Origin of the sequence: Gordonia sp. 852002-50395_SCH5434458 (assembly GCF_001665905.1) — a bacterium.
Lineage (GTDB): Bacteria > Actinomycetota > Actinomycetes > Mycobacteriales > Mycobacteriaceae > Gordonia > Gordonia jacobaea.
The window spans coordinates 74067-96388 of the sequence record NZ_LZTC01000083.1; the positions used below are offsets into that span (position 1 = coordinate 74067).

At 65.2% G+C, this 22322-nt stretch carries 25 protein-coding genes; 11 read left to right on the forward strand and 14 right to left on the reverse strand.

The genetic code is table 11. The features are described 5' to 3' along the window. Window positions 1-309: 309 nt before the first annotated feature. The 4 genes from A5785_RS18215 (at window position 310) to A5785_RS18230 (ending at window position 3882) form a co-directional block, all read left to right on the forward strand. Window positions 310-1770, forward strand: a complete 1461-nt coding sequence (locus tag A5785_RS18215) for an ATP-binding cassette domain-containing protein (RefSeq protein ID WP_156528139.1) — start codon at window positions 310-312, stop codon at window positions 1768-1770. Window positions 1771-1856: 86 nt separating this feature from the next. Further along, window positions 1857-2636, forward strand: coding sequence for an ABC transporter permease (locus A5785_RS18220; protein ID WP_156528141.1), 780 nt, complete (start codon window positions 1857-1859; stop codon window positions 2634-2636). Further along, entirely contained in the window at window positions 2633-3484 is an 852-nt protein-coding gene (locus A5785_RS18225; protein ID WP_156528143.1) for an ABC transporter permease, read from the forward strand. Before A5785_RS18220 ends, A5785_RS18225 begins: the two co-directional genes overlap by 4 nt. Before the next feature lie 41 nt (window positions 3485-3525). After that, the gene (locus A5785_RS18230) at window positions 3526-3882 is read left to right on the forward strand and encodes a GNAT family N-acetyltransferase (RefSeq protein ID WP_064868218.1); all 357 of its coding nucleotides are present in this window, start codon (window positions 3526-3528) and stop codon (window positions 3880-3882) included. Between the two features lie 360 nt (window positions 3883-4242). On the opposite strand, the gene rpsQ is transcribed toward A5785_RS18230, so the two are convergent. From rpsQ to rpsJ, 11 genes are read right to left on the reverse strand one after another with little or no spacing between them, the layout of a single operon-like run. Further along, a complete protein-coding gene (gene rpsQ, locus A5785_RS18235) occupies window positions 4243-4533 on the reverse strand; it encodes a 30S ribosomal protein S17 (RefSeq protein ID WP_005170322.1) in 291 nt (96 codons plus the stop codon). Beyond that, window positions 4530-4763, reverse strand: a complete 234-nt coding sequence (gene rpmC / locus A5785_RS18240) for a 50S ribosomal protein L29 (protein WP_005170321.1) — start codon at window positions 4761-4763, stop codon at window positions 4530-4532. Before rpmC ends, rpsQ begins: the two co-directional genes overlap by 4 nt. Further along, complete coding sequence (gene rplP, locus A5785_RS18245) at window positions 4763-5179, reverse strand: 50S ribosomal protein L16 (protein ID WP_005170319.1); 417 nt, start codon at window positions 5177-5179, stop codon at window positions 4763-4765. Before rplP ends, rpmC begins: the two co-directional genes overlap by 1 nt. 3 nt (window positions 5180-5182) lie before the next feature. Further along, window positions 5183-5995, reverse strand: coding sequence for a 30S ribosomal protein S3 (rpsC, locus tag A5785_RS18250; protein ID WP_005170317.1), 813 nt, complete (start codon window positions 5993-5995; stop codon window positions 5183-5185). Between the two features lie 2 nt (window positions 5996-5997). Then, window positions 5998-6408 carry a 50S ribosomal protein L22 gene (rplV, locus tag A5785_RS18255; RefSeq protein ID WP_005170314.1) on the reverse strand — a complete coding sequence of 137 codons (411 nt, stop codon included), beginning with the start codon at window positions 6406-6408 and terminating at the stop codon, window positions 5998-6000. Then, window positions 6408-6689 carry a 30S ribosomal protein S19 gene (gene rpsS / locus A5785_RS18260; RefSeq protein ID WP_005203946.1) on the reverse strand — a complete coding sequence of 94 codons (282 nt, stop codon included), beginning with the start codon at window positions 6687-6689 and terminating at the stop codon, window positions 6408-6410. The genes rplV and rpsS overlap by 1 nt, the downstream gene beginning before the upstream one ends. An 18-nt stretch (window positions 6690-6707) precedes the next feature. Continuing rightward, a complete protein-coding gene (gene rplB / locus A5785_RS18265) occupies window positions 6708-7544 on the reverse strand; it encodes a 50S ribosomal protein L2 (RefSeq protein WP_064868221.1) in 837 nt (278 codons plus the stop codon). A 29-nt stretch (window positions 7545-7573) separates the two neighbouring features. Next, complete coding sequence (gene rplW, locus A5785_RS18270; protein WP_005170305.1) at window positions 7574-7879, reverse strand: 50S ribosomal protein L23; 306 nt, start codon at window positions 7877-7879, stop codon at window positions 7574-7576. A gap of 2 nt (window positions 7880-7881) precedes the next feature. Further along, complete coding sequence (gene rplD, locus A5785_RS18275) at window positions 7882-8568, reverse strand: 50S ribosomal protein L4 (RefSeq protein ID WP_064868224.1); 687 nt, start codon at window positions 8566-8568, stop codon at window positions 7882-7884. Further along, window positions 8565-9224 carry a 50S ribosomal protein L3 gene (gene rplC / locus A5785_RS18280; protein ID WP_064868227.1) on the reverse strand — a complete coding sequence of 220 codons (660 nt, stop codon included), beginning with the start codon at window positions 9222-9224 and terminating at the stop codon, window positions 8565-8567. The genes rplD and rplC overlap by 4 nt, the downstream gene beginning before the upstream one ends. Window positions 9225-9243: 19 nt before the next feature. Continuing rightward, the gene (rpsJ, locus tag A5785_RS18285) at window positions 9244-9549 is read right to left on the reverse strand and encodes a 30S ribosomal protein S10 (protein ID WP_003938093.1); all 306 of its coding nucleotides are present in this window, start codon (window positions 9547-9549) and stop codon (window positions 9244-9246) included. Window positions 9550-10041: 492 nt separating this feature from the next. On the opposite strand from rpsJ, the gene A5785_RS18290 reads away from it, so the two are divergent. Genes A5785_RS18290 through A5785_RS18300 form a run of 3 tightly spaced genes read left to right on the forward strand, consistent with a single transcriptional unit; the run spans window position 10042 to window position 13594 of the window. Beyond that, the gene (locus A5785_RS18290; protein ID WP_064868230.1) at window positions 10042-10809 is read left to right on the forward strand and encodes a succinate dehydrogenase cytochrome b subunit; all 768 of its coding nucleotides are present in this window, start codon (window positions 10042-10044) and stop codon (window positions 10807-10809) included. A 1-nt stretch (window position 10810) separates the two neighbouring features. Next, window positions 10811-12826, forward strand: coding sequence for a fumarate reductase/succinate dehydrogenase flavoprotein subunit (locus A5785_RS18295; protein ID WP_387316304.1), 2016 nt, complete (start codon window positions 10811-10813; stop codon window positions 12824-12826). A gap of 18 nt (window positions 12827-12844) precedes the next feature. Then, window positions 12845-13594 carry a succinate dehydrogenase/fumarate reductase iron-sulfur subunit gene (locus tag A5785_RS18300; protein ID WP_007236688.1) on the forward strand — a complete coding sequence of 250 codons (750 nt, stop codon included), beginning with the start codon at window positions 12845-12847 and terminating at the stop codon, window positions 13592-13594. A gap of 96 nt (window positions 13595-13690) precedes the next feature. Here A5785_RS18300 and A5785_RS18305 read toward each other — a convergent pair whose 3' ends face one another. Further along, window positions 13691-15229, reverse strand: a complete 1539-nt coding sequence (locus tag A5785_RS18305; protein WP_064868233.1) for an anion permease — start codon at window positions 15227-15229, stop codon at window positions 13691-13693. A 36-nt stretch (window positions 15230-15265) separates the two neighbouring features. On the opposite strand from A5785_RS18305, the gene A5785_RS18310 reads away from it, so the two are divergent. The 4 genes from A5785_RS18310 to A5785_RS18325 all read left to right on the forward strand — a co-directional run bounded on the left by A5785_RS18310 (window position 15266) and on the right by A5785_RS18325 (window position 20431). Then, window positions 15266-15775 (forward strand): hotdog fold domain-containing protein, encoded by a 510-nt coding sequence (locus A5785_RS18310; RefSeq protein ID WP_064868236.1) that lies wholly within the window; start codon window positions 15266-15268, stop codon window positions 15773-15775. Between the two features lie 81 nt (window positions 15776-15856). Beyond that, complete coding sequence (locus tag A5785_RS18315; protein WP_064868240.1) at window positions 15857-17659, forward strand: N-acetylglutaminylglutamine amidotransferase; 1803 nt, start codon at window positions 15857-15859, stop codon at window positions 17657-17659. 11 nt (window positions 17660-17670) lie between these two features. Next, window positions 17671-19728, forward strand: a complete 2058-nt coding sequence (locus tag A5785_RS18320; protein ID WP_064868294.1) for a S9 family peptidase — start codon at window positions 17671-17673, stop codon at window positions 19726-19728. Then, window positions 19721-20431 (forward strand): GntR family transcriptional regulator, encoded by a 711-nt coding sequence (locus A5785_RS18325; protein ID WP_197500842.1) that lies wholly within the window; start codon window positions 19721-19723, stop codon window positions 20429-20431. Before A5785_RS18320 ends, A5785_RS18325 begins: the two co-directional genes overlap by 8 nt. Here the strand turns inward: A5785_RS18325 and A5785_RS18330 are convergent. Further along, window positions 20402-21034, reverse strand: a complete 633-nt coding sequence (locus A5785_RS18330; protein WP_005203917.1) for a DUF1097 domain-containing protein — start codon at window positions 21032-21034, stop codon at window positions 20402-20404. The two genes, A5785_RS18325 and A5785_RS18330, sit on opposite strands and share 30 nt — an antisense overlap. Next, a complete protein-coding gene (locus A5785_RS18335; RefSeq protein ID WP_005203915.1) occupies window positions 21027-22283 on the reverse strand; it encodes an amidohydrolase family protein in 1257 nt (418 codons plus the stop codon). Before A5785_RS18335 ends, A5785_RS18330 begins: the two co-directional genes overlap by 8 nt. Window positions 22284-22322: the final 39 nt, after the last annotated feature.

The window sequence follows — 22322 nt, forward strand, 5'->3', positions numbered from 1 at the left end:
TCGGCTCGGCGGGTTCGTAATCGCACGCTCCTGAAGTATGTTCGTTGGGAACCAGCGCAACGTTACTTCGGAATCCTCAGGCTAGGTTGAGTAACACTCATTGTTAGCTCTAACGATTACATTAACGAATCCTCAGCATGATGCCCGGGGAGGGATTTCGAATCCCATCAGCCCTGATCCACCTGGCACACGACCACACGCCAGGTGCACGACGGAAGCCGTGACAGGAAACCTCTCGCCTGAGACGCTGGGGCTGGGTAGTTTGGGATACGAGCTGCGACCAGCACAAACCCATGCGGAAGGGAAGACATGACCGACCTGTCGACTGGTCGCGCTGCGATGTCGACCCCGTCTGTGCTCGGAGCTGAGCGTCCGCACGCCCCGGACCGAGCCGTTGCCGTCCCCGACGACACCCGCCAGCGAGCCGGACGGCACGCCAGTAGCGACGGCAGAGGTTCGGAGTGGTTGATCGCAGCGACACACGAACGTGCGCGAAGGCTTCGTCCCGGGAACGACGCGACAGCGGACGCCGACCGTCGCGACGGACCCGGCACGGCGTCGTCGCGCTTTGTAGGCCTGGCGACGTCCGGCGATCTCAGGGATACGCGTATCACCACTCCGGAGACCGAAGGTCTCCGACGGCAACAGCAGTCAGTGGTAACCACCCCGTGGGAGAGGTACGCAGAGCCGAAGACCCGTGACCACTCGGCGGTCAAGACTCAGAACTTCTCGACGCCGGAGACTCAGAACGCCATAGAGGCCAGAGACCTGCGGAAGTCGTTCGGGGAGATGACGGCCGTCGAAAGCGTCAGTTTCAGCGTCAAGAAGGGGTCGATCCTGGCGCTCCTCGGCCCCAACGGTGCTGGCAAGACGACGACGGTCAACATGCTCTGCACCTTGCTCAGACCCGACGGCGGCACCGCCTCGGTCGCGGGCCACGACGTCGTCGATGATGCACCCGCTGTCCGACGCTCGATCATGCTCACCGGGCAGTTCGCTGCACTGGACGAGTCGTTGACAGGCAAAGAGAACCTTGTCCTGTTCGGGAGACTGCTGGGACTGTCCCGAGCAACCGCTCGGAAGCGTGCTGCCGATCTGCTCGACCAGTTCGGACTCGGTGCAGCCGCCGACCGCAGGGTCAGCCAGTACTCCGGTGGCATGCGGCGGCGGATCGACATCGCGTGCGGGCTCGTACGTAAACCCGAGGTCGTCTTTCTCGACGAACCGACCACAGGCCTCGACCCACGCAGCCGCCAGGAGGTGTGGAGACTGGTCGAGACGCTCCGGGATTCCGGCGTCACGACCCTGTTGACGACCCAGTATCTCGAGGAAGCCGACGCTCTCAGCGACCACATCGTGGTCATCGATCACGGCCGGGTGATCGCATCGGGCACCGCTGACGAACTAAAGACACAGACGGGTGACTCCTACTGCGAGGTGACCCCGCTACACGCCGCCGATATTCCGCGGCTCAAAGACTTACTCGCCCCGCACTCGGCCGGCAGCGGTACGAGGACCACGTCGGAGATCCGGGGCCGGACGCGTGTCGACGCCTCAGAGGCCGACGACACCGTCTCGGAGGTCTCGCTTGCTGTACCAGCACCCGAGGGTCCGCGGACACTCATGAAGATTCTGAACACCACCGACGCCGCGGGGATCCAACTCTCCGACATCTCCTTGCGACGGCCTTCGCTCGACGAGGTCTTTCTCGCACTGACCGAACCCGACCGCGCCGACGACGCCGGGTCAGACGGGAACAGTGCGCGATGACGGAACGCGCAGTCGCGCAGCACAACGATGTCGGCACGTCACCGATACACCGAGCTGAGTCACAGACGCACGACACCGAATCACCGATGCACAGAGCTGACGACAAGATCCCAGCGCGCGGGCAGCTCAGGGCACTGACCGCGCGCGGGGTCATCGCGATGATCCGCAACGGCGAGGTGGTTTTCGCATTCCTCGCGCCGGCGTTTCTCGCCACATGCTTCTATCTCCCACTGCGCTCTGTGATGGATCGATACCCGGGGATGGACTACGCGCAGTATCTGATGCCCATCATCACGCTTCAATCGCTCGCGTTCGTCGGTGCAACGGCAGCAATGCGGTCGTCGTTCGATCGGGTCAAGGGCATCAACACGCGGTTTCGCACGTTGCCGATGTCGGCGTCCGTACCGGTACTCGCACGTGCCGGGACCAACGCGGTGTTGCTGATCATCGCGCTGGCCTGCGCGACGATTGCAAGTCTGATCATCGGGTGGCGTCCGCAGGGCAGCGTCGTCGAGACGGTGGGCCTGTACGCGATTGCGATCGTCATCGGTTTGTTCTTCACGCTCGTCACAGATGCGGTCGGACTGCTCGCGGGTAGCCCGGAAGCGACCAGTCAGGCACTGGCACTACCGGTTCTGGTTCTCGGCATGCTCTCCACCGGATTCGCGCCCGTCGACCAGTTCCCCGACTGGATAGCCCCGTTTGTGCGCAATCAGCCGATCTCCCAGTTCGCCAACGCATTGCGAAGTCTCACTGACGGCACATCGTCGTGGGCAGTCGTGGCGCCCGCTCTCTGGTGGTGCGTGGGGCTCGGTCTGCTCGGCGTCGCACTGACTGCGCTTGCAGTGCGGAGGACACGCGGATGAGCGCCGGCACCATGCACACGAGCGGGACAGTTCCCACGGCCGAAGCGGCGACCGCAGCTGAACCCGCCGAGGGCTCACCGCGGTCGTGGTATCGGCAGAGTCTGCTGCTCACCGGACGACAGTTGTCGGTGCTACTGCGCGACCGCGCGACAGTCATCCAGATCGTGTTGGTTCCGGCATTGACGATGATCATGTTCAAAGTCGTTCTGGGCACCGCTGTCGGTGATGCGACAGGCCAGGACAGCGCGTTTGGAACGGTCCCGCTCGTCATTCTGGTGAGTGCGATGTTCGGCGCCGTTGCCAGTGCCATCCGTCTGAACCTCGAACGAGGCACGGGTCTCCTCGGCCGACTCTACGTACTGCCGATCAACAGGTCGGCCGACCTGACATCACGACTGATGTGCGAAGTCTGCAGAATCCTCGTCACCACGCTCCTGCTTCTCATCGTGGGATTCGGTATCGGATTCCGATTCACCGCTGGATGGCTTGGAGTGTTCGGCGTCGTCGGGGTGTCTCTCATGTTCGGAATCGCCTACGCCATCTTCGTGTTGGCGTTGGCGATCAACTTCAGCCCCGGCGCTCCGCTCGTTCCGCTGTTGTCGTTGCTGTCGAGTGTTCTCATGTTCTTCAATTCCGGCTTCAGTCCAGTCGACGCGTACCCGGGATGGCTGCAGCCGATCGTCGCACACCAGCCGATGACTCCTGCGATCGAGCTCATGCGATCGTTCGCATCGGGAGGTCCGATCACGTCGTCGCTGATCCAGGTGACCCTGTGGACGGTCGTGGTGACCGTCCTGTGTATCTATCCGGCTCTCCGCGGCTACCGGAAAGCGGCCACCTCACGCTGAGGCATCCCACGAGGTCGGCCCCGCGGCCTACCCTCGAACCCATGACAACCGACAAAACCGGAGCCGAGACCAACGTCAGCCATCTCGCCGACGAGAACCGCTATCAAATCAGCGTCGACGGCCGCGTCGCAGGACTCACCGCCTACCGCGACCGCGATCACGACGGCACGGCCGAACGCGTGTTCTACCACACTGAGGTTGGCCCGGACTTCGGCGGGCGCGGCCTGGCGACGATCCTCGTGCGCGAGGCTCTCGACGACTCCATCGCCGCCGGGAAGCTGATCGTTCCCGTGTGCCCGATGGTGCGCCACTTCCTGTCCGAGCACGCCGACTATGCGGCCAAGTCCCGCAAGGTCACACCCGATGACATCAATTGGATCGAGTCGGTTACGTCGTAGCCGCAATCGGGTCGAAAGTCCCTGTTCCGCCACCGGTCATCGCCCATATTCTTGTCCTGTGAGCGGGGGTGGACGACCGCTCACCACGACGGTCGAGCAGCTCACCGGCCACCTCTCCGGGTGAGCAGCGGCGCACCGGTCACCGACCCGCTCGACTTTCCAGTCGGGCGGGTCGAGTCGTTTCTGGGGAGGCGTCGCGGATCTCTGTCGAGCGGGCGACACAGATCCGCCAACTGCACGACCGGGCCCGTCAATGACATTTGCGCTCCGTAGCAGTCAACGACAGCACCGCAACAAAACGACTGTGGCCCGCCCCCTTTCCGGGGGCGGGCCACAGTCGCTGTCTTGTAGAGACGGCTCTTACTTGGCCTTCTCCAGCACCTCGACGAGACGCCAGTGCTTGGTCGCGGACAACGGGCGGGTCTCCATGATCCGCACGCGGTCGCCGACGCCGGCATCGCCCTTCTCGTCGTGGGCCTTGACCTTGCTCGTGGTGCGGATGATCTTGCCGTACAGCGGGTGGCGCGTACGATCTTCCAGCTCGACCACGATGGTCTTCTGCATCTTGTCGCTGACGACGTAACCGATGCGCTCCTTGCGACGGTTACGCTCCTGCGTCTGGGTTTCGGTCACCTTCTGGTCCTCACTCATGCGTCATCACCATCCGGTCCCGACGCCAGACCCAGCTCACGCTCGCGCATCACGGTGTAGATGCGCGCGATCTCGCGACGCACGGTTCGCAGACGACGGTTGTTGTCGAGCTGGCCGGTGGCCATCTGGAACCGAAGGTTGAACAGCTCTTCCTTCGACTCTTTGAGCCGGTCGACCAGGTCGGTATCGGTGAGCTCACGAAGCTCAGCCGCTGCAACTCCGAGTGCCATCAGAACTGCTCCTCTCTGGTCACGATCCGGGTCTTGATGGGCAGCTTGTGCTGCGCGCGGCGCAGGGCCTCGCGAGCGGTGTGCTCATCCGGGTAGGTCATCTCGAACAGCACGCGACCCGGCTTGACCGGGGCAACCCACCACTCGGGCGAACCCTTACCGGAACCCATGCGGGTCTCGGCGGGCTTCTTGGTCAGCGGACGGTCGGGGAAGATGTTGATCCACACCTTGCCGCCACGCTTGATGTGCCGGTTGATGGCGATACGAGCGGACTCGATCTGACGGTTGGTGATGTAGGCGCTCTCCAGAGCCTGGATGCCGTAGTCACCGAACGTCACCTTGGTGCCGCCCTTGGCCTGGCCCTTGAGGCTCGGGTGATGCTGCTTGCGGTGCTTGACCCGACGAGGGATCAACATGCCTCAGCCCTCCTGCTTTTCTGCTCCGGCGCCGGCGCCAGCAGTTGCCTCGGCAGGAGCCTCCGCTGCCCGACCTGCGTCGGTGCTGGTGGCCGTGGTGCCCGAGGCACCGCTGCGGCGAGGACGGCTGGGACGACGCGGACGACGATCCTCGGCGGCCGGCGCGGCTGCGGACAGCTCACGCTTGCCACCGACGATGTCACCCTTGTAGATCCAGACCTTCACGCCGATGCGGCCGAAGGTCGTCTTGGCTTCGTAGAGTCCGTAGTCGATGTCGGCGCGCAGCGTGTGCAGCGGCACGCGACCCTCGCGGTAGAACTCACTGCGGCTCATTTCTGCTCCGCCGAGGCGACCCGAGCACTGGACCCGGATGCCCTTCACGTTCGGCTGACGCATCGCCGACTGGATCGCCTTGCGCATCGCACGACGGAACGCCACGCGGTTGCTCAACTGCTCGGCGACACCCTGGGCGACGAGCTGTGCCTCCGACTCCGGGTTCTTGACCTCGAGGATGTTCAGCTGGACCTGCTTACCGGTCAGCTTCTCCAGGTCACCGCGGATGCGGTCGGCCTCGGCGCCACGGCGGCCGATGACGATGCCGGGACGAGCCGTGTGGATGTCGACGCGGACGCGGTCACGCGTGCGCTCGATCTCCACCTTGGCGATGCCTGCGCGCTCGAGCCCCGTCGAGAGGAGCTTGCGGATGGCGACATCTTCTTTCACGTACTCCGCGTACTGCTTGTCGGCGTACCACCGCGAACTCCAGTCGGTGGTGATGCCCAGACGGAAGCCGTGCGGGTTGATTTTCTGGCCCACTGTCAGGCTCCCTTCTTCTTCGGCTGACGCGACCGGCCGCGTGCGGACGATGCCTTCTCGGGAAGACTCTCGACCACAACAGTGATGTGGCTGGTGCGCTTGCGGATTCGGAACGCGCGACCCTGAGCACGCGGCTGGAACCGCTTGAGCGTCGGGCCCTCGTCGGCGAACGCGGTCGCCACGACCAGGGTCCGGCGATCCAGATCCAGGTTGTTCTCGGCGTTCGCGACAGCGCTGGCGAGAACCTTGTAGACGGGCTCCGACGCCGACTGCGGTGCGAACCGCAGGATGTCGAGCGCCTCGTCGACGTTCTTGCCGCGGACCAGGTCGAGTACACGACGGGCCTTCATCGGCGTCACGCGAACGAACTTGGCGGTCGCCTTCGCGGTGGGATTATCGGTCTGCGTAGTCATTACCGGCGCTTCGCTTTCCGGTCATCCTTGATGTGACCCTTGAAGGTACGGGTGGGGGCGAACTCGCCCAGCTTGTGCCCGACCATGTTGTCCGAGACGAACACCGGGACATGCTTGCGACCGTCGTGGACGGCGAAGGTGTGACCGATGAAGTCGGGAATGATGGTCGAACGGCGCGACCAGGTCTTGATGACCTGCTTGGTGCCTTTTTCGTTCTGCGTGTCCACCTTGGCGAGCAGGTGGTCGTCGACGAACGGGCCCTTCTTGAGGCTGCGTGGCATTCTCTAACTCCTCCCTGCTTATCGCTTGTTCTTGCCGGTGCGACGGCGCCGGACGATCAGCTTGTCGCTGGCCTTGTTCTTACGGGTACGGCCCTCGGGCTGACCCCACGGGCTGACCGGGTGGCGACCACCGGAGGTCTTGCCCTCGCCGCCACCGTGCGGGTGGTCGACCGGGTTCATCACGACACCGCGGACGGTCGGGCGCTTGCCCTTCCAGCGCATGCGGCCGGCCTTGCCCCAGTTGATGTTGCTCTGCTCGGCGTTGCCGACCTCGCCGACGGTTGCGCGGCAGCGCACGTCGACGCGACGGATCTCACCGGACGGCATACGCAGGGTCGCGTATGCGCCCTCCTTGCCGAGGAGCTGGATCGACGCGCCCGCGCTGCGGGCCATCTTCGCGCCGCCACCGGGGCGCAGCTCGACGGCGTGCACCTGGGTACCGGTCGGGATGTTGCGCAGCGGCAGGTTGTTGCCGGGCTTGATGTCGGCGCCGGGACCGCTCTCCACCACGTCGCCCTGCGACAGACCGCGGGGTGCGATGATGTAGCGCTTCTCGCCGTCCACGTAGTGGAGCAGCGCGATACGTGCGGTGCGGTTCGGGTCGTACTCGATGTGAGCGACCTTGGCGTTGACGCCGTCCTTGTCGTTGCGACGGAAGTCGATCAAGCGGTATGCGCGCTTGTGACCGCCGCCCTTGTGCCGGGTGGTGATCCGGCCGTGTGCGTTACGTCCACCGCGACCGTGCAGCGGACGAACCAGCGACTTCTCGGGGTGGTCGCGGGTGACCTCGGCGAAATCTGCGCCGCTCGATCCGCGACGACCCGGGGTCGTCGGCTTGTACTTACGAATAGCCATGAGTTCTCAGTCCTTCTCTGGAGTCCCGGTCAGCCGACCGGTCCTCCGAAGATCTCGATGGGCTTGCTGTCAGCGGTCAACGTGACGATCGCGCGCTTGGTGGACTTGCGCTGGCCGTAGCCGAAGCGGGTGCGCTTGCGCTTGCCCTGGCGGTTCGCGGTGTTGACGTTCGAGACGGTCACATCGAAGATCTGCTCGACGGCGATCTTGATCTGTGTCTTGTTCGAGTCCGGGTGCACCAGGAAGGTGTAGACGTTGTCCTCGATGAGTCCGTAGGACTTCTCCGAGATCACCGGCGCCAGGATGATGTCACGCGGGTCAGCCTGCGTAGCCATGCTCAGGCCTCCTCTGTCTCAGTGGCGACGGACGTGGCCGTCGACGTGTTCTGTGCGATGAACGCGTTGAGCGTCTCGACGCTGAACACCACTTCGTCCGACTCGAGGACGTCGTAGGTGTTGAGCTGATCGGGAGCGATCGGCAGAACGTTCTGCAGGTTCGCGACGCTCTTCCACGCGGTCAGGTCCTCACGACCGAGCACGACGAGGAACTTCCGTCGGTCACTCAGTGCCTCGAGGAACTGCCGAGCGCTCTTGGTCGACGGCGCCTGGCCTGCGACGAGCTCGGTGATGACGTGGATGCGCTCGTTGCGAGCACGATCGCTCAGCGCGCCGCGCAGTGCGGCAGCCTTCATCTTCTTGGGGGTGCGCTGGGTGTAGTCGCGCGGCTGTGGGCCGTGCACGGTGCCACCACCGGTGAACTGCGGTGCGCGGGTCGAACCCTGGCGGGCGCGACCGGTGCCCTTCTGGCGGTACGGCTTGGCGCCGCCACCGCTGACCTGTCCACGGGTCTTGGTTGCGTGTGTGCCCTGGCGTGCCGCGGCCTGCTGGGCCACGACGACCTGGTGCATCAGCGCGATGTTCGCGGGCGCGTCGAAGATCTCGGCGGGCAGGTCAACGGTTCCGTTGGTCTTGCCGTCGGCGGTCTTGACGTCCAGCGTCAACTTCGTTGTGGTTTCGGTGCTCACTTGGTCGCACCACCCTTCACAGCGTCACGGACGACCACGATTCCGCCCTTGCGGCCGGGGATGGCGCCCTTGATCAACAGCAGACCGGCCTCGGCGTCCACCTTGTGGACGGTGAGGTTCTGCGTGGTCACGGTGTCGTTACCCATGCGACCGGCCATACGCATGCCCTTGAAGACACGACCCGGGGTGGCGCAGCCACCGATCGAGCCGGGGGCACGGTGCACGCGGTGCGCGCCGTGGCTGGCACCCAGGCCTGCGAATCCGTGGCGCTTCATGACGCCTGCGAATCCCTTGCCCTTGGAGGTGCCGGTGACGTCGACCAGTGCACCGTCGGCGAAGATCTCGGCGGTCAGTTCCTGACCGATCTCGAACTCGCTGGTGTCGGAGACGCGGATCTCTGCCAGGTGGCGACGCGGCGTGACGCCTACCTTCGCGAACTGGCCCGCGACCGGCTTGGTCACCTTGCGGGGGTCGATCGCGCCGTAGGCGAGCTGCACCGCGGTGTAGCCATCGCGGTCCTCGCTACGGAGCTGGGTGATGACGTTCGGGCCCGCCTGGATGACGGTGACCGGAACGACACGGTTGTTCTCGTCGAAGACCTGGGTCATGCCGAGCTTGGTGCCCAGGATTCCCTTGGTCGCTTTCTGATTGCTCATGATTCTCTTCGCCCCCCGCCTACTGGATGTTGACGTCGACGCTCGCCGGAAGGTCGATGCGCATCAGCGCGTCGACGGTCTTCGGCGTCGGGTCGAGGATGTCGATGAGTCGCTTGTGAGTGCGCATCTCGAAGTGCTCGCGGCTGTCCTTGTACTTGTGCGGCGAGCGGATGACGCAGTACACGTTCTTTTCGGTGGGCAACGGCACCGGGCCGACGACGCGTGCACCCGTACGGGTCACGGTCTCCACGATCTTGCGCGCCGAAGCGTCGATCGCCTCGTGGTCGTAGGCCTTGAGCCTGATGCGGATCTTCTGTCCCGCCACGCTGTGTCCTCTTCCGTCAGTTGTTCTCGACAGACAAACACCGCGCACCTGGGGCCGACACGGGTCGGCGGGCACATAGATCTCCGCGTGAGAGTCGGGGATCGACGCTGTTCATCTGTCGTTGTACGTTGGCTCGTCGCTGGTACGAACCGTTTTGCTCCGGCACCCGCGGTCGGGCGTGTCGAGGCCGTGAACCGGATTCGGCGCACGCGTTACACGCCCTCGGTCCGTTGGATCGGGAACCTTGGGAGTCATTCACCCGATCGGGGCCGCAGAAAACCACGTCCACCGGTCAAGGCAACACGACAAGTATGCACCAGGTCGGGGGCGAGATTCAAATTGCGTTTGCACGCGGTCGGAACGAGATCATCCAATCCCGGTTACGCAACGATCGCCACGTCGCCGAGCAGTGCGCGTCGCAACCTCATACGCTCGGCGTCAGGGACCCCGACACTCGGCCTGCCAGCCCCGGGCCTACGACTAGGTCTACCCATGAGCACGCTCAATCCTCCACGTCCGGACAAGCCGACGACGGTCGGCACACCCCGAGCGGTCACACCGATGCCGACAGCACGTCGCCCGCGTCCGAGCAACGTCACCCTCAAGGTCACGATGGCTCTGACGGGGACGGTGTTCGCGCTGTTCGTGCTGGTTCACATGATCGGCAACCTCAAGGTCTACACCGGCGCGACCCACTTCGACGACTACGCGCACTGGCTGCGCACGCTCCTCGAACCACTGCTCCCCTACGAGGGAATGCTCTGGATCTTTCGTGCGGTCCTGGTGGGCTGCCTCGTGCTTCACGTAGGTGCGTCGACTGTCCTGATCGGGCGTTCCCACAGGGCGAAGGGCCGATTTCGGCGCACCGGCATGAGCATCAAGCGGCTGCCCGCGACGCTGATGCCCTACACGGGCCTGGTGCTACTCGTCTTCATCGTCTTCCACATCCTCGACCTGACAACCGGAACGAGGCCCGCGGCCAGTGACCACTTCGTCAGGACGACCGAGAACAGCTCACACGCCTATCACAATCTCGTCGAGAGTCTGCAGCGCTGGCCGGTGGCGACCTTCTACATCCTTGTGATGGTGCTGCTCGGCATCCATCTCGTGCACGGACTGTGGAGTGTGGTCAACGATCTCGGTGCGACGGGCCACCGGACACGACAAATCGGTGCGGTCATCGCGCTCGTGGTCGCCGGCGCGGTCATGATCGGCAACATCTCGATCCCGATCGCGGTCCTCGCGGGTCTGGTGAGCTGACGTGACACACACGGCACCCGACACCACAACACCCGACGTGAGGCCGGCCGAGTCCGATGGGCGCAGCGCGTCCCCCGACATCGACGCACTGCGCGGCATCGGCACCGACCTCGCCTCCGGTGTCCCTGACGGCGATCCCGCGACGGCTTGGCAGCGTCGGCGCGACGCCTACAAGCTCGTCGGACCACTCAACCGGCGCAAGTTCACCGTGATCGTGGTCGGGACCGGACTGGCCGGCGCCGGGTGCGCCGCGGCACTCGGCGAGCTCGGCTACAACGTGTCGTCCTACACCTTCCACGACGCCCCGCGCCGCGCACACAGCGTCGCCGCGCAGGGCGGCATCAACGCCGCGAGGGCACGCAAGGTCGACAACGATTCGCTGCACCGCTTCGTCGTCGACACCGTCAAAGGCGGCGACTTCCGTGGCCGCGAGGCGGACGCCTTCCGTCTCGCAGAGGAGTCGGTGCGCGTCATCGACCATCTCAACGCGATCGGTGCCCCGTTCGCCCGCGAGTACGGCGGGTCGCTGGCCACCCGCAGCTTCGGCGGCGTGCAGGTCTCGCGCACCTATTACACGCGCGGCCAGACGGGCCAACAGTTGCAGGTCGCGGCGTCGCAGGCACTTCTGCGTCAGGTTTCCGCCGGGACCGTCACGCTGCACACGCGGCAGGAGATGCTCGACCTCATCGTCGCCGACGGCCGGGCGCAGGGCGTCGTCGTCCGCGATCTGATCACCGGGGAGATCACCGCGGAGACCGCACACGCCGTCGTGCTCGCCACGGGCGGCTACGGGACCGTGTACTTCCAGTCGACGCTCGCGCGCAATTGCAACGCGACGGCGTCGTGGCGGGCACATCGTCGCGGAGCGCTCCTGGCCTCGCCGTCGTTCATCCAGTTCCACCCGACCGCGCTGCCGGTCAGTGCCGAGTGGCAGTCCAAGACGACGCTCATGAGTGAATCCCTGCGCAACGACGGCCGTATCTGGGTGCCGAAGAAGGAACACGACGACCGCGCTCCCGGTGACATTCCCGAGGCCGAGCGCGACTACTACCTCGAGCGTCGCTACCCCGCCTACGGCAACCTCACCCCGCGCGACGTCGCGTCGCGGGCAGCTGTCACCGAGATCAACAGTGGGCATGGCGTCGGACCGCTACACAACAGCGTCTACCTCGATTTCGCCGACGCCCTCGCCCGCCTCGGCAGAGCGACCATCGCCGAGCGCTACGGCAACCTCTTCTCGATGTACCACGACGCGACCGGCGAAGACCCATATCAGGTTCCGATGCGCATCGCGCCTGCAGCGCACTTCACCATGGGCGGGTTGTGGTCGGATTTCGACCAGATGTCCTCGATCCCCGGACTGTTCGTCGGCGGGGAGGTCGGCTGGGGCTATCACGGCGCCAATCGTCTCGGCGCGAACTCCCTGTTGTCGGCCTGTGTCGACGGCTGGTTCACGCTCCCCTATTCGGTACCGAATTACCTTGCGCCGCTCCTCGGTGAGGCGCCACTGCCGCTTGATCACGAGGCTGTCGGGGAGGCCGTGACATCGGTGCGCGACCGCATCTCCCGGCTGATCGCCGTCGACGGCACCACCGGGCCCGACCGCTTCCACCGCAGGCTCGGTGAAATCCTTTATCGCGGATGCGGGGTCATGCGCAGCGCGGAGTCGTTGACCACCGCGCTCGGCGAGGTCCGCGAACTGCGGGACGAATTCTGGTCGGACGTGCGGGTCGTCGGGAGCGGCGCACAGTTCAACCAGGAACTCGAACGCGCCGGCCGGGTCGCCGACTTCATGGAACTCGCCGAGGTGATGTGCCTCGACGCCCTCGACCGCGACGAATCGTGCGGGGCCCACTTCCGCGTCGAACACCAGACCGCGCAGGGCGAGGCCTTACGCGACGACGAACACTGGACATTCGCATCGGCGTGGGAAACGACGCCGAGCGGTGAGCAGATTCGCCACCGTGAAGCGCTCACGTTCAGCGCGGTGCCGTTGCAGACACGAAACTACAAGTGACAGCCGAGGAGTGACGCCATGAAGCTCACCATCGAAGCCTGGCGACAGGCCGACGCCGACGACGACGGCCGCTTCGAGACCTACGTGATCGACGATGCCACCGCCGAGATGTCGCTTCTCGACGTCCTCGATCGCCTCAACGACCACCTCGTCGACCAGGGCGAATCGCCGATCGCGTTCGACTCCGACTGCCGCGAGGGTGTCTGCGGCGCGTGCGGGATGATGGTGAACGGCCGCCCGCACGGCCCGACACCGAACACGCCGTCGTGCAGACAACACCTGCGACACTTCGACGGAGTCTCACACCTCAAGCTCGAACCGTTGCGCGCCAACAGCTTTCCCGTGGTGCGCGATCTGGTCGTCGATCGTTCCGCGCTCGACAGGGTCATCGAGGCAGGTGGTCACGTCGCCGTCGCCGCAGGCCAGGCCCCCGACGCCGATGCCGAGCTGGTCGACAAGGACACGAGCGAGAAGGCCCTCGACTACGCGGCGTGCATCGGGTGTGGGGCGTGCGTCGCCGCCTGCCCGAACGGCGCAGCGCACCTGTTCGCGGGCGCCAAGCTGCTCCACCTAGCGGCCCTCACGCAGAGCAAGAAGGAACGCGGTCGCCGCGCCCATGCCATCACCGGACAGATGGAGCAGGACTTCGGCCCGTGCTCCACCTACGGCGAATGTGCCGAGGTGTGCCCCGCGGGTATCCCACTCGACGCGGTGGCAGGCGTCAACCGTGAGGCCCTACGATTCGGCTTCCGCCGCAAGGCGGACTGAGTACTTGAGTCGCAAGGCGGACTGAATACTCGAGCCGCAAGGCGGACTGAACATCCGAGCCGCAAGGCGGACTGAACAGCCTGCGTCGAATCCGCCTCACCAGATCCCGATCAGCTTCATCCACGGCGCGCCGATGGCGGTCCAGATGATGATGTTGACCACCGACATCAGGAAGCCGACACGGAACCACTCGCTGGTCTTGATGTATCCCGACCCGTACATGACGCCCGCGGGTCCCGACGAGTAGTGGGCGAGGCCGCCGAAGAGGCTGCCGATGAAACCGAACACCAACGCACTGAACAGCGGTGGAGCACCGGTCGCCACGGCGGCGCCGAGGAACACCGCGTACATCGCGACGATCTGCGCGGTGTTCGACGCGAACAGATAGTGCACGTAGAAGTAGACGAGCGTGAGAATCGCGAACGCCACGATCCATGGCAGGCCGTCGACGCTGGAGGCCACCTTGTCGCCCACCCAGTCGATGACCTTGAGTTTGCGTAGTTCGTCGGCCATCGCGACGAGCACACCGAAGAAGATCAGCGTCTGCCACGCACCGGTGTCGGTGACGAGGTCCTTCCACGTCAGCACCCCGGTGACGAGCAGTATCGCGATGCCGGCGAAGGCGGTGGTCGTGGCGTCGACATTGAGCTGTTTGCCCAGACACCACAGGACGAGGAGCAGGACGAACGTCGCCGCGAGAATCCACTCGTTGCGCGTCATCGAACCGCTCTTCTTCAGTTCGTCGCGGGCGAGGGCAGGCGCCTCGGGGGTCTTCTTGAGTGTGGGCGCGTAGATCTTCGACATCACCCACGGAGTCGCGACGAGACTGACCAGTCCGGGGACGATCGCGGCGAGTGCCCAGTTGCCCCAGGTGATCTCGATGCGCATCTTCTCCGCGGCCTCCTGCGCCAGCGGATTGCCTGCCATCGCGGTGAGGAACATGGCCGACGTGACGACGTTGACCTGCAGGGCGGTCAGCATCAGGTAGGCGCCCAGTTTCCGCCGCGAGGCGTCGGTTTTCGGTGTCGAGTCGACGAGTTCGGCGAGTGATCGCACGATCGGGTAGATCACGCCGCCTGCGCGTGCGGTGTTCGACGGCGTCGCGGGCGCGAGGATGAGGTCGGCGAGGCCCATCCCGTAGGCCAGGCCGAGACTCGATTTGCCGATGGCACGCACGAAGATCAGCGCGACCCGGCGCCCGAGACCTGTCACGATGAACGCCTCGGCGATGAAGAACGATGCCACGATCAGCCAGATCGTCGTGTTCGAGAAGCCGGCGAGCGCCTCTTTGGGTGACATGGTTTTCGTGACCATCGCCAGCGCGAGCCCGATGATCGCCACCGATCCCGTCGGCAGGGGCTGCAGGATCAACCCGAGGATCGTCGCGACGAAGATACCCAGCATGTGCATGCCGTTGGCGTCGACGCCGTCGGGAGCCGGGATGAAATAGATGATCACGCCGACGATGAGGGGAATACCGCCGCGCCACCACATCGGGCTGAAGTGGACATGGTGCGGGTGGTCGTGGTGATCGCTGTCGGTGCCGGTAGGCGAGGCGTCGGGCGTGTCGCTGTTGTCGGTGGGGGCCGGTGGGTCGTCGGCGGGCTGTGGGTCCTTCTCCGAAGGAGGTGTCACCTCACCAAGGTTGCTCGTCCGGGTAGCATCCGGGCAATGTCCGACGCCAAATCGTCACCTTTGCCGACCAGCTCGTCCTCTCCGACCTACGCCCTGCGACGCAGGCTGCCCGACAACGTGCTCGGCAAGGCACTCTTCTCCCTGGGGATGTCGGTGCGTGTGCCGTACTTCGGCACCATCCTCCCCTACGTCGAACAGATGCGGCCCGGCCTGTGCCGGGTGAGCGCCCCCAAGTGGTTCGGCGTCTACAACCACATCCACACCTTTCACGCGATTGCGGCCTGCAACCTCGCCGAGGTCGCGATGGGCATGTTGATGGAGGCGACGACACCATCGACGCACCGCTGGATCCCCAAGGGCATGACGGCGTCGTATCTGACGAAGGCGACGACGCGACTGACCGCCGTCGCGACGCTCGCCGAACCCGTGGACTTCGCCGCCATCGACAGTGGCCGCGACGTGGTGGTCTCGATCGCCATCACCGACACGCGCGGCGTCGAGGTCGTGCACTGCGAGATCACGACGTGGGTGACACCGACCTCGTGACCTGCACCACCGCTCGCCCTGCCGGGCCGTTGCGAAACTCATAGGCTTGGACACGTCAAGCAACCGAGAGGACTGACCTACATGTGTGGCATCTGCGGTGAAATCCGGTTCGATGGTTCGGCGCCCGACGCCTCGGCCGTCGACACCATGACCTGCTCGATGACCCGTCGTGGTCCCGACGGTTCCGGACTGTTCGTCAAGGGCTCAGTGGCCCTCGGCCATCGACGGCTCAAGATCATCGACCTCTCCGAACGCGGCGCACAGCCGATGGTCGATTCCGAACTGGGCCTCGCGATGGTGTTTAACGGCTGCATCTACAACTACAAGGAGTTGCGCAGCGAACTCGAGGGCCGTGGCTACCGCTTCTTCTCCCACGCCGACAGCGAGGTGATCATCAAGGCCTTCCATGCGTGGGGTACCGACTGTGTGGACCATCTGATCGGGATGTTCGCCTTCGCCGTCGTCGACACCGACTCGGGTTTGGTCACGCTCGCGCGCGACCGGCTCGGCATCAAGCCGCTCTACCTGTCGGAAACCCCGGGACGTCTGCGCTTCGCATCGTCGCTGCAGGCGCTGCTGCGTGCCGGTGACGTCGACACCTCCCTCGATCGCGTTGCGCTGCACCATTACTTCAGCTTTCACGCGGTTGTTCCGGCACCGCACACCATCTACAACGGCGTCCGCAAGCTACCGCCTGCCACGGTCCGCGTGATCCATCCCGACGGCCGCAGCACCGAACGTCGTTACTGGGAGCCGGTGTTCGCGCCAGACCCCGGCCGCGCGGACTGGGATGCGGTGCGCTGGCAAGAAGAACTGATGGACTCGCTTCGCACCTCTGTCCGACGCCGCATGGTCGCCGACGTCCCGGTCGGCGTGCTGCTCTCGGGCGGTATCGACTCGTCGTTGGTCGTCGCGTTGCTCGCCGAGCAGGGCCAGCAGGATCTCGCGACGTTCAGCATCGGATTCGATTCCGCCGGTGGCGAATCAGGTGACGAGTACGCCTACTCCGACCTGGTCGCCGACACCTTCGCCACCGACCATCACAAGATCCACATCGGCACCGATCGACTCCTGCCCGCCGTGCCGGACACGATCGCCGCGATGAGCGAGCCGATGATCAGCCACGACTGCGTCGCCTTCTACCTGCTCTCGCAGGAGGTCAGCAAATCGATCAAGGTCGTGCAATCCGGGCAGGGCGCCGACGAGATCCTCGGCGGTTACTCGTGGTATCCGCCGTTGCAGGGCATTGCGCGCGAGGAGACCACCAAGGCCTACCGCGAGGTGTTCTTCGACCGCTCGCATGCCGCCATCACGGCACTGCTCAACGATCCGTACCTTCTCGCCGACAGTGACTACGACCCCAGTTGGGAATTCGCCCTCGCACACCAGTCCGCACCCGGCGCCGATTCGGCGGTCGACGCCGCGCTGCGACTCGACACCACGGTCATGCTGGTCGACGATCCGGTCAAACGTGTCGACACCATGACGATGGCGTGGGGGCTCGAAGCCCGCGTACCGTTCCTCGATCACCAGTTCGTCGAACTCGCGGCCACCTGTCCGCCCGACCTGAAGCTGAATCCGAGCGGCAAGGGCGTACTCAAGGAAGCTTCGCGGAAGCTGTTGCCCGCGGCGGTGATCGACCGGACCAAGGGATACTTCCCTGTCCCGGGTATCCGACACCTCGAGGGTGGCGTGCTCGATCTGGTCACCGACACCCTGCGCGCACAGTCGGCGAAAGACCGTGCCCTGTATCGACCCGAGACCCTCGACCGCCTCTTCGCCGATCCCAACGGCACCCGCACCACCCTGGATTCCAACGAGTTGTGGCAGCTCGCAGTGCTCGAGATGTGGTTACAGACAATGGAAGACATCACGGCACGGTGAGCGCGGACGACATCACCGACACAGCCCTGTCGAGCAATGAGGTAACCGAGGAGACCCCGCTCGTCAATTTCGACGACCGTGGCTGGCACACGTACGGTCCGTCGGTCTCCCCGGACGGCAGGGCATTCGCCTACATCGTCGACGACGGCGCCGGTTATCCTCGTGCAGCGCAACGGGTGCTGTCGCCTGAGGGTGTCGGTGAGCTGCGCTGGGTGACCGTGCCCGCCACCGGCCCGGTGCGCAGGCTCGTCCATTCCATGGACGGCGAGTGGCTCGCCGTCGAGTTGGCACCGAGTGGCGGTGAGCACCACCAGGTCTGGGTCGTCACCACCGATCCCGATGACAACAGGTCGCACCGCATCGGCAGCAACCGACAGGAGACCGAGTCCGACTGGTCCAATCGGGCGACGCTCGGTTCGCGACGCTCGTTCGGTACGGTCTCACTTGTCGGTTGGGACACCGACTGGGTGCTGATCACCGCGACGACGCCTGACGGCACGGCGTACTCGGTGCGCGCACATCCCGGCACTGGCGCCACCGAGATCCTCGACGTCCGCGTCGGCGGGGCATTGATCGACTCCTGGAAGGGCGCCGCACTGCTGCGCGTCGGTCCGCGCGGGTACCGCGACATGCTGCTGCTGCGGCGACCGGACCAACGCCAGGACGCCGATCTCGAAGCGACGGAGTCCGACGAGATGGAGATGTCGACGATCCTGCCCAACGATCCGGGTTCGGTGACCGATCAGGGCTACATCCTCGACCAGGGTTTCGATCATCCGTCACTGGTGTTCGTCGGTCCCCCACAGGATTCCCAGCGCGACCTCGACAGCGTGCAGGCCCTGGTGACGAGTGACTTCGACGCCAAGTTCCCACGTCTGCTCGGCGTCGAGGTCTCCAGAACCGGAAAGCGTTTCCGCGTCCTCGCGCAGCGCGCGGGAGCAGGGCTCGACGAGTTCGCGGTCAGTAACGACCAGTCGACGGTCGCGATGCTCTGGAACGTCGATGGGCGCAGCGAACTGCAGATCCTCACCCTTCCGGATCAAACGCTGCACGAACCAATCCCGCTGCCCGGCGACGTAGCGTCGGATCTGTCGATCAGCGCGGCGGGCACCATTGTGGCGCTGACGGTCTCGTGTCCTCAGCACTCGCCGCTCGTGCACCTCGTGCACACCCCGTCGAGCACCGTGACGCCCATCCGCGACGACGTCATCACCGGCAGCGGACCCTCGGCCGCGCTGCGCCCCGAATATCGTGAATTCTCGGCCCGTGACGGAATGCCGTTGTCGGGCTGGCTGTATCGCGCAACGAACCCCGATCCCGACTCCGGCCCGCCGCCGTGTCTGCTGTACTTCCACGGCGGCCCGGAGGCGCAGACCCGCCCCGACTACCAGTTCCTGTTCGGACCGCTCGTCGACGCCGGGATCTCGGTCTTCGCACCCAACGTCCGCGGATCGTCGGGATACGGGCGTCTGTTCTCGCACGCCGACGACCGTTACGGGCGCTACGCGGGTATCGACGACGCCGCGGACTGCGCCGCCCACGTGGTGTCGTCGCAGATCGCCGACAAGGACAGGCTCTACGTGTCGGGCCGCTCCTACGGCGGTTATCTCACGCTGGCGGCGTTGACCTTCCACCCCGAGGTGTTCGCGGCCGGTATCGCGATCTGCGGCATGAGCGACCTCGAGTCGTTCTTCCGCAACACCGAACCGTGGATCGCCGTGGCCGCGTACACCAAGTACGGACACCCCGAATCCGATCGCGAACTACTCCGCGATCTCTCTCCGATCCACCGCATCGACGACATCACCGCGCCGCTGCTGGTGGTCCACGGCGCACACGACACCAACGTGCCGGTCAGCGAATCCCAGCAGATGGTCGACGAGTTGCGTGCCCGCGGCGGGATCGCCGAACTTCTGATGTTCGACGACGAGGGCCACGAGATCGTCAAGCGCCACAATCAGCAGCGACTCACCGAGGCTGTGGCGCAATGGATCACACGTCACCCCTCTGCTGCGTCGGCACATCGGGAAGTTCGAGACCGCAAGCAGGGGCACGTGCACCATGAGTAGCAAGATGACCAACCGCCTGCTCGTCCAGCTCGCCGAGACCCGGTCGGGCAACGATCGCGCCAACGTGCTCGAGGAACTGCGTCGACTGATTCTCTCCGGCGGCGCGCCTCCCGGAACTCAGATCATGCTCGCCGACATCGCCGACGCGTTTGGTGTCAGCGCGATCCCTGTCCGCGAAGCACTGAAAACCCTTGTCGGCGAAGGTCTCGTCGACCACCAGCGCAATTCCGGTTATCACGTCAGCCAACTGTCCCTTGCCGAACTCAAGGAGATCTACTTCGTTCGCGGTGTGCTCGAGCAGGCCGCTCTCGCCCGATCCGTCTCGAACATCACTGACGCGCAGATCGCTGCGGCCACCGAGTTTCACCAGGAACTCCTGACCGCAACGAAGTTCAACGACGGCAAGGCCTTTCACGATGTGTCGCGGCGGTTCCACACCACGCTGACCGCCCCGTGCGCGATGCCGCGTCTACTCAACATGTTCGACGCGACCTGGAACCTCACCGAACCATTCCAGGTGATGCGGTCCGTCGACTTCCCGACCCAGGCGAAGCTGAACTCCGACCACGCCGACCTGCTCGACGCCTTCACCGCCCGCGACACGTCGGCCGTCCTCGCCGCCGCGGGTGTTCATCACGCCCGGCTCGAGGAAGCGATCATCGAGACCAGCGAATCACTCGGTGTGCGACCGGATCTCGGCTGACGGAACATTCCGGGACGTCGGCTCGGCATCCGGGTTCGCCTCATGATCGGATGCCGCGACGGAGATGTCGGAGGTTGCCGACGCGGCTTCGCCGGAAGAGGCTGCGCGCGGAAAGGCAAGGCGTACCGAGAGATACGCGAACACCGGTCCCAGGAAGTTCATCGCGACCACGGACACCCACGCGGCCCAGGGATTTCCCGCGTCGAACCCGAATCCGCCGAAGAAGGTCGCGAAGTACGAGGCGAAGCCGAGGAACATGCCCGGGATCAACGCGAGCGCCCCGATCCTCCCGGAGAACATCAACGCCGAGTTGACCACGAAGATGATCACCGCAAGCACGAGGTTCTGCGCAAACCGCCCCTCCCCGGCGATCGTGCCGATGTGCGTATCGATGAGCACGATGACGAGCGCGAACGTCGACCCAACCGGCATGGTCAGCCACAAGCGCCTGGCGTTCGCCCAGGACGGACCGCCGAGCAAAAACGTTCCGGCCCAACCGATGAAGATCGCCCAGGGCGGTAGGTTGAGCGCGGTCCCGCCGATGAACGCGGTCAGACCCGCGAGGATGGACGCGACGATCTCGTGGGGAATGCGGTCACGCATGGACAACCTCCAACAATTCGGTGGATCGGGTGGTACGGGCGACGACGCGCCCGTCTTTGATGACAAAGCAGCGGTCAGGCCGATCAAGTAGGGCGTCGGCGACATTGTGTGTCGACAGCACAACGAGATCCGCTCGTCGGCCCGGCGCGATTCCGTACCGGTCGGCGATACCGACGATGTCGGCGGCGGAGTAGGTGGCCATGTTCAGCACCTTGGCGAGATCGTCGGGACCCGACAGATGCGAGATCTGCGCGAGAAACAGGCCGATGTCGAGTAGGTCGGCATTCCCGTAGGGCGTGAAGGCGTTGCGCACGTTGTTCGACGAGAAGGCGCATTGCACACCCGCGTCCCACAGATCGCGCACCGGAACCACACCTCGTCGAATGTTGTGGGTGTCGGTGCGCCCGCCGAGGTGAATGTCGGTGGCAGGCAGGGGAACCACCGCGACGCCCGACGCCGCGAGGTCGGCGAGCACGGCGCGACGCTCACCGACGGGCAGGCCCGCCAACGACGTCATGTGCCCCACCGCGACCCGCCCAGCCATACCGCGGTCTGCGGTGACCTCGGCGATCCGTGCGGCCAGACCGAAACGCGGATCGGACGCGTCGTCGGCGAAGTCGGCGTGCATGTCGACTCTTACCCCGAACTCCTCGGCGAGGTCGAAGACCATGTCGATGTGGCGGTGGCAGTCGGCGACGTCGGCTTCGTTGTAGGTACACCCGCCCACCACGTCGACGCCGCGACGCAGCGCCTCACGCATCAGGTCGATGGTGCCGGGCGCCTTGAGAATTCCCTCTTGTGGAAAGGCGACGATCTGCAGATCGATGCGCCCGCGATACTCGTCGCGCAGCTCGAGCAGTACCTCGACGCCGAGCAACCCGATGATCGGGTCCACATCGGGATGAGCCCGAATCAGGCTGGTGCCGTTGATGATCGCCTGATCGATCACCTGCCGTGCACGGTCGGCGACAGCATCCGGGGTGAAGCGACGTTTGAGCGCGCCGGTCACCGAGATCGCGCCCGCGAGCGTGCCGTCGCGGTTGGGTTCCTCCTTGTTGAGGAGCGCCTTGTCGAGGTGCATGTGCGATTCGATCAGGCCCGGAATCACCACGCGGCCCGCACATTCGATCGTCTCGACCGCCACAGCCGTGCTCTGCGAACAGATGTCGCGGATGTGCCCGTCGTCGATCTCGATGTCGACGACTGGGCCATCGTCAGACAACCGTGCGTCGCGCAGAACCAGGTCCATGTGGTCGCTCCTTCGGTGGTTCGACGCCGCGTCACACGG

Excerpts from the sequence above, each read along its gene's own strand:
- rplV (WP_005170314.1), bottom strand. The coding sequence starts at position 6,408 with ATGACTACGCAGACCGATAATCCCACCGCGAAGGCGACCGCCAAGTTC.
- A5785_RS18290 (WP_064868230.1), top strand. The coding sequence starts at position 10,042 with ATGAGCACGCTCAATCCTCCACGTCCGGACAAGCCGACGACGGTCGGC.
- rpsQ (WP_005170322.1), bottom strand. The coding sequence starts at position 4,533 with ATGAGTGAGGACCAGAAGGTGACCGAAACCCAGACGCAGGAGCGTAAC.
- A5785_RS18230 (WP_064868218.1), top strand. The coding sequence starts at position 3,526 with ATGACAACCGACAAAACCGGAGCCGAGACCAACGTCAGCCATCTCGCC.
- rplB (WP_064868221.1), bottom strand. The coding sequence starts at position 7,544 with ATGGCTATTCGTAAGTACAAGCCGACGACCCCGGGTCGTCGCGGATCG.
- A5785_RS18215 (WP_156528139.1), top strand. The coding sequence starts at position 310 with ATGACCGACCTGTCGACTGGTCGCGCTGCGATGTCGACCCCGTCTGTG.
- rplC (WP_064868227.1), bottom strand. The coding sequence starts at position 9,224 with ATGAGCAATCAGAAAGCGACCAAGGGAATCCTGGGCACCAAGCTCGGC.
- A5785_RS18225 (WP_156528143.1), top strand. The coding sequence starts at position 2,633 with ATGAGCGCCGGCACCATGCACACGAGCGGGACAGTTCCCACGGCCGAA.
- rpmC (WP_005170321.1), bottom strand. The coding sequence starts at position 4,763 with ATGGCACTCGGAGTTGCAGCGGCTGAGCTTCGTGAGCTCACCGATACC.
- A5785_RS18335 (WP_005203915.1), bottom strand. The coding sequence starts at position 22,283 with ATGGACCTGGTTCTGCGCGACGCACGGTTGTCTGACGATGGCCCAGTC.
- rplP (WP_005170319.1), bottom strand. The coding sequence starts at position 5,179 with ATGTTGATCCCTCGTCGGGTCAAGCACCGCAAGCAGCATCACCCGAGC.
- A5785_RS18325 (WP_197500842.1), top strand. The coding sequence starts at position 19,721 with ATGAGTAGCAAGATGACCAACCGCCTGCTCGTCCAGCTCGCCGAGACC.
- A5785_RS18300 (WP_007236688.1), top strand. The coding sequence starts at position 12,845 with ATGAAGCTCACCATCGAAGCCTGGCGACAGGCCGACGCCGACGACGAC.
- A5785_RS18220 (WP_156528141.1), top strand. The coding sequence starts at position 1,857 with ATGCACAGAGCTGACGACAAGATCCCAGCGCGCGGGCAGCTCAGGGCA.
- A5785_RS18330 (WP_005203917.1), bottom strand. The coding sequence starts at position 21,034 with ATGCGTGACCGCATTCCCCACGAGATCGTCGCGTCCATCCTCGCGGGT.
- rplW (WP_005170305.1), bottom strand. The coding sequence starts at position 7,879 with ATGGCTACGCAGGCTGACCCGCGTGACATCATCCTGGCGCCGGTGATC.
- rpsS (WP_005203946.1), bottom strand. The coding sequence starts at position 6,689 with ATGCCACGCAGCCTCAAGAAGGGCCCGTTCGTCGACGACCACCTGCTC.
- A5785_RS18310 (WP_064868236.1), top strand. The coding sequence starts at position 15,266 with ATGTCCGACGCCAAATCGTCACCTTTGCCGACCAGCTCGTCCTCTCCG.
- A5785_RS18315 (WP_064868240.1), top strand. The coding sequence starts at position 15,857 with ATGTGTGGCATCTGCGGTGAAATCCGGTTCGATGGTTCGGCGCCCGAC.